The organism is Nitrosomonas halophila (assembly GCF_900107165.1).
GTDB classification, from domain to species: Bacteria; Pseudomonadota; Gammaproteobacteria; order Burkholderiales; family Nitrosomonadaceae; genus Nitrosomonas; species Nitrosomonas halophila.
Genome location: NZ_FNOY01000085.1, coordinates 1 through 10,060 on the forward strand (window position 1 = coordinate 1; position 10,060 = coordinate 10,060).

Sequence of the window (10,060 nt, forward strand, 5' to 3'; positions counted from 1 at the left end):
CTACCAGAGCAAGTCTGGCTGAACCCAGAGAAGGACGGGGGTGACTTAAAGGTCGCCGTGTAGATGAACACGACAACTACCTTGACAAACAGCGTTAAGTCCCTTGCATAAGAGAGAATTATTATGACAAAACGCATAAATATCTTGCTTGCTGTATTGTTTGTTTTTGCCGTTACCTCTTGCGGAGGTCCACTGAAAAAAAATGCAATGCTGATTGACGCAGAATCAGCATTTGCCAGAGCAAAAGCTGATCCAGATGCAATCAAATATGCTGCAGAACATCTCATTGAAGCAGAAGAGACATTGAGGAAATCTGCCGAAGCGCGAACTGATGAAGAAATGAGTTCGCTGGCTTATATTGGCAATAACCAAGTATTAACAGCTCTGGAAGTGAAAAATTTTAGCCTGACAGAAAATGAATTAGCAAGATTGAGGGAAGCTTCTAGCCAGTTCGCTTTGCGGACAAGAGAGCGCGAAACACAACAAGTAATAGCTAGGAAAGCCCAGCTAGAACAGCAGCTGGCAGCGCTCCAGGCAGAGAAAACCGAACGCGGCATGGTAATGACTTTGGGCGATGTGCTATTTGAAACCGGAAAAGCTGAGCTGATGCCAGGAGCGGTTACTATGATTCGCCGTTTAGCACAATTTATGCAGCAATACCAGGATAAGAGAGTGCTCATAGAAGGGCATACAGACTCTACCGGGAGTGCTTCGTTTAATCTGCGTCTGTCAGAAGACAGGGCAAATGCAGTTCAGAGTCTTCTTTTGTCTGAGGGAATATCTCATAACAGAATAGAAACGATTGGGTATGGCATGAGTAGGCCCGTTGCGACCAATGATACTGTTGAAGGCAGGCAGCGTAACCGTCGAGTCGAAATTGTTATTCAATAACGGCTCATCCCTATCAGGGAGCCTCTAAAAAGTCAGCGTTTAAAGCTTGGCGAGATGGGAGCGTAATGCTGACGTTGCCCATTTGGTTATGGGCAGAGAACAACCCGGGCCGCAACGCTCAATCGGGGTATTATTCTCCTTATTTGCTGGGCGCCCGCTTATAGGCATGATATTTCTCGAGCCAGCCGAGCAGGCGCTGGGACACATGCCTGCGTTTCCATTCCCCCGCCACATATTTGTTGGCCTCGGACCAGGTGGGATAGGTATGGATGGTGCCCAGGATCTTGTTGAGACCCAAACCATGTTTCATTGCCAGCACAAATTCCGCTAGTAGGTCGCTGGCATGCGATCCCACGATCGTTACGCCCAGGATCCGGTCTTTTCCCGGCACCGTCAGCACTTTGACGAAGCCATGCGCGGCTTCGTCGGCAATGGCACGGTCCAGCTCATTGAGGTCGTAGCGCGTCACTTCATGGCTGATATTGTGGGTTTTCGCCTCGGCTTCCGAGAGCCCGACCCGCGCCACCTCCGGATCGGTAAATGTCGTCCACGGTATGATGGAGTAATCGACCTTGAAGCGTTTGAAATCTCCAAACATGGCATTAACCGCGGCATACCAGGCTTGATGCGCTGCAGCATGGGTAAATTGATACGGTCCCACGACATCACCACAGGCGTAGATATTGGGATAAATTGTTTCTAGCCAGCCGTTCGTTTCGATTGTACGCCGCTCTGTCAAAGGAATGCCGAGCGTTTCAAGCCCCAATCCTTCGGTACGGGCAACCCGGCCCACCGCGCATAACAAAGCGTCGAATGGCAGCATCTGCTCCCTTCCTTCTGGATCACGCACGATCAAGCATTGCGTGTCGTTTTCTCGTCGTTCGCAACGAACTGCTTCCGTCTGTGTTAGCAGGCGCACGCTGTCTTCCTGCAATATGGTTGCCATGAATTCAGCGACTTCTGCGTCCTCGCGAGCCATCAAGCGATCTCGCTCCACTATGGTTACTTGACACTCCAGACGGGCGAAAGCTTGCGCGAGCTCACAGCCAATTGGTCCACCTCCCAGTACCACCAAGCGCTTCGGCCGTTCGGTCAGTGACCAGATTGTTTCCGAAGTAAAATATTGCACTGTTTCCAATCCTGGGATTTTGGGAATAAACGGGCGTGCGCCACTGGCGATGACAATGGCGCGTGTGGTGAGTGTTTTTCCATCAACTTCAACCGTCCAGGGGGAATTGATACGTGCCTGACCTGCAATCACTTCAACCCCAAGCCCGGTATAGCGTTCTACGGAATCATGTGGTTCGACTGCTCGGATGATCCGCTGCACGCGCTGCATGACCTCACCAAAATTGTACTCAACCTGGGTTTGCGTGATTCCCAGCGACGGGGCTGCACGGGCTTGCTTCAGGAAAGTGGCAGTACGGATCAGCGCCTTGGATGGAATGCATCCGTAATTGAGACAATCCCCCCCCATTTTATGGGATTCGATCAACGTGACTTTCGCTCGAGCTGCCGCTGCAATATATGCCGTGACCAGACCAGCGGCACCCGCGCCGATGACAATTAAATTCCGGTCAAAATGTTGCGGCTTAGGCCAACGCGCATAACGCCGCCGCTGCTGTAAATAGCCGATGCCCCAACGCGCCAGCCAAGGAAATCCGGCAAGCAACAAAAAGGAAGCAAGCAGCGGGGGTGACAGAATATCGGACAGGGTTTCGATCGCCGCCAATTGTGTGCCGGCATTGACATAGACAATGCTGCCAGCCAGCATACCGATCAGGCTCACCCAGAAAAATGTCCTGGTTGGCAGGCGCGTCAGGCCCATCAGCAGATTGATCAGGAAGAAAGGAATAGCCGGCACCAGCCGCAAGGAGAAGAGATAAAACGCGCCATCCCTGGCAAGCCCCTGATCGATGGCCGCCAGCCGGTCCCCGAACCGGCGCGAGACCGCATCCCGGAACAAATAGCGCGCGGCCCAGAAAGCGAGCGTCGCACCAATTGTGGCTGAGAACAGGACAAGCGGCACACCCAGCCAGAGCCCGAACAAGGCCCCACCAGCGAGCGACATGACCGCCGCACCCGGCAAGGACAGCGCCGCCATGACAATATAGGTGAGCGCATACCAACCCATGAACCGGAATGGATTGTCCTGGTAGCTCTGGTCCAGGTCGGCATGATGCGCCTTGAGCGATTCCAGACTGAAAAGACTGGCCAGATCCAGCAGATAAAACAGGCCGACCAATACCAGCACGGCTAGCAACAGGACCAGGCGCCTGTTCATGTATCACCCGCTCCGGTTGCTGACATGTCTTGATCCGCCCGCTGCAGCTCACTGCAGGATGCACCGAGACGAAAGCAGCTGTAACAGCGATGATGCTTCATGCTCACCGGCACAGGCAAGCTGTCGATGAGCGTATCCGCCAGCGCATAGTCGGGGTCATCGTCCACCAGCGTGCAGGCATAAACGCGCATGCGTCCTGCAGTTTTCACAACCATTCGGCTGAATGCGCACATGAACTGCCGCCGGCTGGACTCGCTGTGATAATCGGTCATGCATTGCGCACTGATCTGGGGGCTGGCAACTTGCGCGGCAGGCGGATGAAATTCGGGAAATTCGATGCGCGGCAAATCGGCAGGCAATCCCGCTGCCTGCAGCACCTCACCGAATCCTTGGCTCACCTCGGCCTGGCTGCAGCCGGGTATCGCCTGGCTGGCGATGGATAACGAAAATCCCGCATGATGAAGCTCGCGCATGCCAGCCAGCGCTTGCGCGAACATCCCTTTCCCCCGGCCATGATCATGGCGCGCTGCTTCAAAATGATCGAGGCTCACGCGCAAGTGAAGCGGATGCGGATGCTGGCTGAGTGGCTTCAGCTGCCTGATCCGCTGGATCAGGGGGCGCGTCGCATTGGTCAGCACCAGACACGGCCGAGACTGCAAGGCGTAATCCAGGATCGGCACGATATCCTTGTTGATGAACGGCTCCCCGCCAGTGAAGGAAAACTGTTTCACGCCCAATGTCAGCGCTTCATCGATAAACGGTTGCACATCTGCCAAGCGCACCCGTTGCAGGCGATCATCTCCGGGCTTTGAGCCTTCCAGGCAGAATGGGCAGGCCAGGTTGCAGGCAGTGCCGGTATGAAACCACACTTCTTCCAGCGCATGGGTATGAATGAATCCACGTGGTGCGCCATCGGCGGTTTGGTACCAGGCGGCAGAACGTGCTGCCTGCCCCGCCGGCGAGGAAGCAGGGATTTTCATGGCCGTGGTCAACAGCATCCGCCAGCCGCTGCCGGCGGCCGGGTTGTGTCATCGAACGGAATACCCATGCCACATCCCGGAAAAATGCCGAAATGGCGCTCAAAATCACCGTAAAACACAAAATGCGGCGCAAACCGGGTGTCATGCAACATGCGCCAGGTATTGCCGCACACCGGAAACTGGCGGCCGGTCTCGATATGATGATGCTTATCCAGCATGAAACCATGCGGGTGATGCGCAATGGTGCCGCGATAGACCACCGATTGGCCATGATCCTCGCAGGCGGGCTCGAGCCCAGCGAGCTTGAACAGCCGGTAGGTGGCCGAATAGAAACAAATCGGCCCGGTACGCGCTGCGATGGCGGCATTGCCAATCGTGATCGGCCGATCTTCCACCAGGCGCGGATCGGTGAAACCGCATGCCCGGCCCAGATTCAGGAAATCGTTCCAGTAAAGCGCGCCGCCCAGGCACTCCCCGTACAATACCGGATCATCGGCCAGCGCAGCCGGAACACGCCGGTCGCTATAGATATCGGAGAAATACAACTCGCCTCCCGGTTTGAGCACGCGGTGCGCCTCCCGCAATACGGCAGCCTTGTCGGTAGCGAGATTGATCACGCAATTGGAGACGATCACATCCACGCTCGACGCCTGCAAATCCAGCGCATCGAGTTTCTCGATATTCCCCTGCAGGAAACGCACATTGCTGCGGGCGTAACCGAATGCCTTGCGGTGATAATCTTGGTGGCGGCGCGCCACAGCCAGCTGCGCCTCGGTCATGTCGACGCCGATCACCTGGCCTTTTTCACCCACCAGTTGCGACAGCACATAAACATCCCGCCCGGCCCCGCAACCCAGATCAAGCACAGTCAGCCCTTCGAGCTGTTGCGGCAGCACCAGCCCGCAACCGTAATAGCGGTTGAGCACTTCCTCATGCAGCTGGGCCAGCAAGGGTTTCGCATAATCGGGCAGGCCTGCATCGGTGCAGCAGGCATTGGTCTTGAGATCGGATGAACCGGTCAATGTCTCGCCATAGTATTTTTGAACGCTTTCTTTCATGGTGATCAAGTTCCTGTTGTCAAATCATCTGGATCGCCTCGGTGGAAATACCGGCCTGCCAGCTTTTCAGCTGGCACACCCCAGGCAAATGCCAGCGCCAGCTTGCGGTTGTGCCAAGTACGGCGCCACCAGCCCTCCCGCTGCCAGCGCCGCGGATCGACCCATAACGATTCCGTCAGCGCCTGGAAACGCCCCAGTGCACGCAAATTCCTCACCAGCGGCACCTCTTCGAACAATGGCCAGGGGGCATGCCCACCGGCAGCAAAATAGCTGCTGCGCCTGGCAAAGATGCCCTGGTCTCCATACGGTACGCCAATCCGGCAACGCAATGCAATCGCTGTTTCCAGCAACGGTGCCGGCCAGGCGCATGCACCGTCAAACCGGAAGCGGAAATAGCCGCCCAGCGCACCGTTGGTCAATGCCCGCGCGATGGCTGGCAACGGGTTCTCCGGCAGCCGCGCATCCGCATGCAAGAACCAGAGTATCTCGCCCCGCGCGCTCATGGCGCCCGCGCGTAACTGCTGGCCGCGGCAGGGTATGGCAGGCAGCCAGCGCGCGCCGTAGCGCTCACAAACTGCCCGGCAGGCTGTCTGCCGGGCAGCATCGACCACGATCACTTCTTGCGGGATATCCGGCAGCCTGTGCAATTGATTCAACAGTGACTCGAGCCTGGATTCGTCCCGGTAGCAAGGGATGATCACGCTGCATTCATGCATGGCTGACCCGCTTGTTTGCATGCAGACAACTGACCAAGGCATGCAGCCGCCGCCGGGCCGGCCGTGCGTCATGCCGCAGGTCGGCGCACAACTGTTCGATCTGCTCCGGTTCATCTATGTCCACATTCGGTTTCAGACAGACGACCGTCTGGCCCGCCTGGCGACACTGTTCCATCAGCGCAGCGCCCAAATGAGCAGTGCTCCATGGCAAATGACCGAGCTCCGGCCATGGCAAGTTGCTCGCCATCATCACCACCCCGCCATCGACGGCGGGTATGAGCACTGTATCGGCATGCATCAGCGCCACCCGACAAGCGCTGTAATCCTCCTCGGTCAGCAGCGGCGCATCACTGCCGATATAAATCAATCGCTTCGCACCATGCAAGCGCAACGAGCGATCGAGGCCATTCAATCGCTGCCCGAGGTTGCCGGTGCCCTGGGGCTGGATCGTCACCATTGACTGCGGTGGAAGTAGCGAAGCCGCCCAGGCACGATCCCCGGAAGAAGCCGGTGCAATCACCACCGGCCCCCTCCAGGCCAGCGCGTCCTCCAGCGCACAATCGAGCAGCGCCTGGGCGCAAGCCATGGCCTGTTCGATGCCGAAGCCAACCGCCAGCCTCTGCTTGCCCATGCCAGGCCGAGGACGCTTGCATACCACCACCAGCACTGCATCCATTTTGGCCATCTCTCTAATTTTCATGCTTCCATTCAGCAGGATACATACAATCCCAAACAACCCATCGCCAGCTTCAACATAGCGTCATATTCCATCATACCAGTATATGAATTTCAGGATTCTTCCATACCCACAACCGGGGAATAGATTATTCACGGATTCTGTATGTTAAAATGCGCAGCTTAGTGTGGCTCGTACTGGTCGCTGCGCACGATGCCTATATTACTTTCAGGGTCCCTCTAAAAATCCAGAGTTTTAAGCAAGACAAGGCGGGAACAAAAAATGTTGACGCAGCATATGATTGATATGTAGGAAGACATTTTTTGTGAACAACGGCGTATTGTGACCAAATACGGATTTTTAGAGGTGTCCGTCATCAAATTGTAATAATTGGTCCTTAGTATGAAGCTCTCCTATCTCAGCTCGCTACTCAAAAGAATGAGGATTCCTATCCACAATACCAAAGATACGCTTGTCGGCACGCCAGCGACAAGAAATCTACGCTACGATTACAAGCGGCATCTGAAAGAGCGTGTGATAGAAATACTGCTGTTTCTGGCAGCTTTCTTTTCTGTCTTCATTACATTCGCAATCATTTACATGCTGATCTCGGAATCATTGGTCTTTTTCGAGCATGTATCGCTGCGCGAGTTTCTGACGGATACGCAATGGACACCCCTTTTTGATGACGCCCACTATGGCATTCTGCCCCTGGTCTCGGGTACGGTTGTCAGCTCTGCAGTCGCGCTCCTTGTCGCGCTGCCTTTGGGCACCACCATCGCGATTTATCTCTCCGAATTTGCGCCCTTCACAGTCAGAGAAATCGCCAAACCATTTCTGGAACTGCTGGGCGGCATTCCGACAGTCGTTTACGGTTATTTTGCCTTATTGTTCGTCACGCCGCTGCTGCAAATGCTCATCCCCGACCTTCCCGGCTTCAGCCTTTTATCCGCGGGCCTGGTCATGGGAATCATGATCATTCCCTATGTGAGCTCCATGACCGAAGATGCCATGCGCTCGGTGCCGATGCATCTGCGGGAAGGCTCCTATGCGATGGGTGCGACACGATTCCAGACGGCGATCAAGGTCGTCATGCCAGCCTCCTTATCCGGCATAGCGGCGGCCTATATACTCGGTATTTCACGGGCGGTAGGCGAAACCATGGTCGTTGCCATCGCTGCGGGCATGCAACCCAATCTGACTTGGGATCCCACAGAACCGGCAGCCACCATTACCGCTTATATCGTTCAAGTGAGCCTCGGGGATTTGCCGCATGGGAGCATCGGCTATCAGACAATCTTTGCAGCCGGCCTGACGCTGCTTCTGATGACCTTGGCTTTCAACATCCTGGGTCATTTGTTGCGCAAATATTACCGGGAAGTTTATTGACACCGCTGCCAGCCGGCTTGGTCGACCTTGCAGCCTCCCTCATCTGAAGCATCTAATTTTTAGTCATCATACCCAGATGAATCACGTAAAAAACCTGAAAGAGATACGAGCAGTCATCTCCCGCCATAAACGCTGGGATTCGCTATTCCTGGTCGCTGGCGTGATGGCTTTGATGATCGCCATTCTGACTTTTATCGCGCTGTTCTCGCACATGCTCATCGACGGCATGCCCCGTTTGTCGTGGGACTTCTTCACGTCATTCCCATCGCGCCGTCCTGAAGCGGCCGGGATTCTCTCCGCCTGGGTCGGCACGACGTTGGTCATGCTGGTCACTGCCGTGGCGGCCGTGCCGCTCGGGGTGGCGGCTGGCGTCTACCTGGAAGAATATGCGCCGACCAATTTACTCACCGAAATTATCGAAATCAATGTCACCAATCTGGCCGGGGTGCCCTCGATCATTTACGGTTTGCTGGCACTGGGACTATTCGTATATCAACTCGGGCTGGGACAAAGCATTCTCGCGGCCGGCCTGACGCTGGCGTTGCTGATCCTGCCAATTGTAATTGTCGCGACCCGCGAGGCGATCCGCTCGATTCCCGTTGCAATCCGCGAAGGCGCTTATGCGCTCGGGGCGACCAAATGGCAAACCGTGGCGGATCATATCCTGCCCTATTCGGCAGCCGGCATACTGACCGGCGTGATTATCGGGCTGGCGCGCGCAATTGGGGAAACAGCCCCTATTATCACGATCGGCGCCCTGACTTTCATCGCCTTTTTGCCCCCTGCCCCGGTTCAGGCAGAATTTCCCTTTTTATCCTTCGAATGGCTGATGGCACCCTTTACCGTCATGCCGATTCAGATGTTCAACTGGGTCTCCAGACCAGAAGAAGCCTTCCAGGCCAATGCCGCCGCAGCGGGCCTGGTGCTAGTGGTCATGACATTGCTGATGAACGGATTGGCTATTTACCTGCGTTATCATCTGCGTAAAAAAATTAAATGGTAAACGAAATCATGCAAACAACCAGACCGGGCGCCAGCACGTCCAGCACGATCAAATCCGTAGTGAATAACCTCACTTTTCGCTATGGGGATTTTCAGGCACTCAAGGACATCAACATGGTGGTCCATGAAAAACAGGTCACAGCGTTGATTGGCCCCTCAGGTTGCGGCAAATCGACGTTTCTCCGATGCTTCAACCGCATGCATGACCTCTACCCCGACAATCACTATGGGGGCGAAATCATCCTGCATCCCGACAATGAAAACATCCTCTCGCCCAATGTCGATCCGATAGAAGTCAGGATGCGCATCAGCATGGTGTTCCAGAAACCCAATCCATTCCCCAAATCCATTTTTGAGAATGTCGCCTATGGCCTGAGGATAAGAGGCATCAAACGCCGCTCCATCCTCGAAGAAAAAGTTGAAAACGCTCTGCGCAATGCCGCGCTGTGGGAAGAGGTCAAGGACCGTCTCAATGATCTCGCCTTCAATCTGTCGGGCGGGCAGCAGCAGCGGCTGTGCATCGCGCGCGCCCTCGCGACCGACCCGGAAATTCTGCTATTCGACGAACCGACTTCCGCGCTGGACCCGATCGCAACCGCCAGCATCGAAGAATTGATCACCGACCTCAAGAACAAGGTCACCATCCTGATCGTCACCCACAACATGCAACAGGCCGCCCGGGTCTCCGACTATACCGCCTATATGTATATGGGCGAATTGATCGAATTCGATGTCACCGACACCATCTTTATCAAACCGAAGAACAAGCAAACCGAGGATTACATCACGGGCAGGTTTGGTTGATCGATCGGGGTCTCGTTCGGCTACGGGCAATGTCATCTCCAAATCACGGTATCTTGATATTTGTCCCGCGCCTGTGTACTTAATTCGATCTGCTCAAGCGCATAACCGATAACCACGACCTGCAGCGCAACAGATAAATTGAGCTGCTGTCTTTGGCTCAATTTATGGCTCCTCGGCAGAATTTGTGGGTAACCGAAAGCGCCTTTTGTAAGACCATGGCCGGTGATAGTGGAGCACCCCGCCCAATCTCTGAGAAGATG

At 55.2% G+C, this 10,060-nt stretch carries 10 protein-coding genes; 4 read left to right on the top strand and 6 right to left on the bottom strand.

What is annotated here, in order from left to right; translation table 11 throughout:
* Positions 1-123 precede the first annotated feature (123 nt).
* Entirely contained in the window at positions 124-891 is a 768-nt protein-coding gene (locus BLV85_RS13265; protein WP_090415717.1) for an OmpA family protein, read from the top strand.
* A gap of 139 nt (positions 892-1,030) precedes the next feature.
* Here BLV85_RS13265 and BLV85_RS13270 read toward each other — a convergent pair whose 3' ends face one another.
* The 5 genes from BLV85_RS13270 to BLV85_RS13290 are packed head-to-tail and all read right to left on the bottom strand — an operon-like array spanning position 1,031 to position 6,629.
* The gene (locus BLV85_RS13270; RefSeq protein WP_090415718.1) at positions 1,031-3,175 is read right to left on the bottom strand and encodes an FAD-dependent oxidoreductase; all 2,145 of its coding nucleotides are present in this window, start codon (positions 3,173-3,175) and stop codon (positions 1,031-1,033) included.
* A complete protein-coding gene (locus BLV85_RS13275; protein WP_245725225.1) occupies positions 3,172-4,173 on the bottom strand; it encodes a radical SAM protein in 1,002 nt (333 codons plus the stop codon). The genes BLV85_RS13270 and BLV85_RS13275 overlap by 4 nt, the downstream gene beginning before the upstream one ends.
* Entirely contained in the window at positions 4,164-5,213 is a 1,050-nt protein-coding gene (locus tag BLV85_RS13280; protein WP_090415719.1) for a methyltransferase domain-containing protein, read from the bottom strand. Before BLV85_RS13280 ends, BLV85_RS13275 begins: the two co-directional genes overlap by 10 nt.
* A 5-nt stretch (positions 5,214-5,218) precedes the next feature.
* A complete protein-coding gene (locus BLV85_RS13285; RefSeq protein WP_090415720.1) occupies positions 5,219-5,929 on the bottom strand; it encodes a TIGR04283 family arsenosugar biosynthesis glycosyltransferase in 711 nt (236 codons plus the stop codon).
* The gene (locus tag BLV85_RS13290) at positions 5,922-6,629 is read right to left on the bottom strand and encodes a DUF2064 domain-containing protein (RefSeq protein WP_245725226.1); all 708 of its coding nucleotides are present in this window, start codon (positions 6,627-6,629) and stop codon (positions 5,922-5,924) included. The genes BLV85_RS13285 and BLV85_RS13290 overlap by 8 nt, the downstream gene beginning before the upstream one ends.
* Positions 6,630-7,043: 414 nt before the next feature.
* Between BLV85_RS13290 and pstC the strand changes: the two genes are divergently transcribed.
* From pstC to pstB, 3 genes are all read left to right on the top strand, one after another.
* Positions 7,044-7,994 carry a phosphate ABC transporter permease subunit PstC gene (gene pstC / locus BLV85_RS13295; RefSeq protein WP_090415722.1) on the top strand — a complete coding sequence of 317 codons (951 nt, stop codon included), beginning with the start codon at positions 7,044-7,046 and terminating at the stop codon, positions 7,992-7,994.
* A gap of 76 nt (positions 7,995-8,070) precedes the next feature.
* On the top strand, positions 8,071-8,997 hold the full coding sequence (gene pstA, locus BLV85_RS13300) for a phosphate ABC transporter permease PstA (protein WP_090415723.1): 927 nt from the start codon (positions 8,071-8,073) through the stop codon (positions 8,995-8,997).
* Between the two features lie 8 nt (positions 8,998-9,005).
* Complete coding sequence (gene pstB, locus BLV85_RS13305) at positions 9,006-9,800, top strand: phosphate ABC transporter ATP-binding protein PstB (protein ID WP_090415725.1); 795 nt, start codon at positions 9,006-9,008, stop codon at positions 9,798-9,800.
* Positions 9,801-9,832: 32 nt separating this feature from the next.
* Here the strand turns inward: pstB and BLV85_RS15530 are convergent.
* On the bottom strand, positions 9,833-10,060 hold a 228-nt coding region (locus BLV85_RS15530; RefSeq protein WP_218132851.1), incomplete at its 5' end, for a hypothetical protein.

Excerpts from the sequence above, each read along its gene's own strand:
- BLV85_RS13280 (WP_090415719.1), bottom strand. The coding sequence starts at position 5,213 with ATGAAAGAAAGCGTTCAAAAATACTATGGCGAGACATTGACCGGTTCA.
- BLV85_RS13275 (WP_245725225.1), bottom strand. The coding sequence starts at position 4,173 with ATGCTGTTGACCACGGCCATGAAAATCCCTGCTTCCTCGCCGGCGGGG.
- pstA (WP_090415723.1), top strand. The coding sequence starts at position 8,071 with ATGAATCACGTAAAAAACCTGAAAGAGATACGAGCAGTCATCTCCCGC.
- pstB (WP_090415725.1), top strand. The coding sequence starts at position 9,006 with ATGCAAACAACCAGACCGGGCGCCAGCACGTCCAGCACGATCAAATCC.
- pstC (WP_090415722.1), top strand. The coding sequence starts at position 7,044 with ATGAGGATTCCTATCCACAATACCAAAGATACGCTTGTCGGCACGCCA.
- BLV85_RS13285 (WP_090415720.1), bottom strand. The coding sequence starts at position 5,929 with ATGCATGAATGCAGCGTGATCATCCCTTGCTACCGGGACGAATCCAGG.
- BLV85_RS13290 (WP_245725226.1), bottom strand. The coding sequence starts at position 6,629 with ATGAAAATTAGAGAGATGGCCAAAATGGATGCAGTGCTGGTGGTGGTA.
- BLV85_RS13265 (WP_090415717.1), top strand. The coding sequence starts at position 124 with ATGACAAAACGCATAAATATCTTGCTTGCTGTATTGTTTGTTTTTGCC.
- BLV85_RS13270 (WP_090415718.1), bottom strand. The coding sequence starts at position 3,175 with ATGAACAGGCGCCTGGTCCTGTTGCTAGCCGTGCTGGTATTGGTCGGC.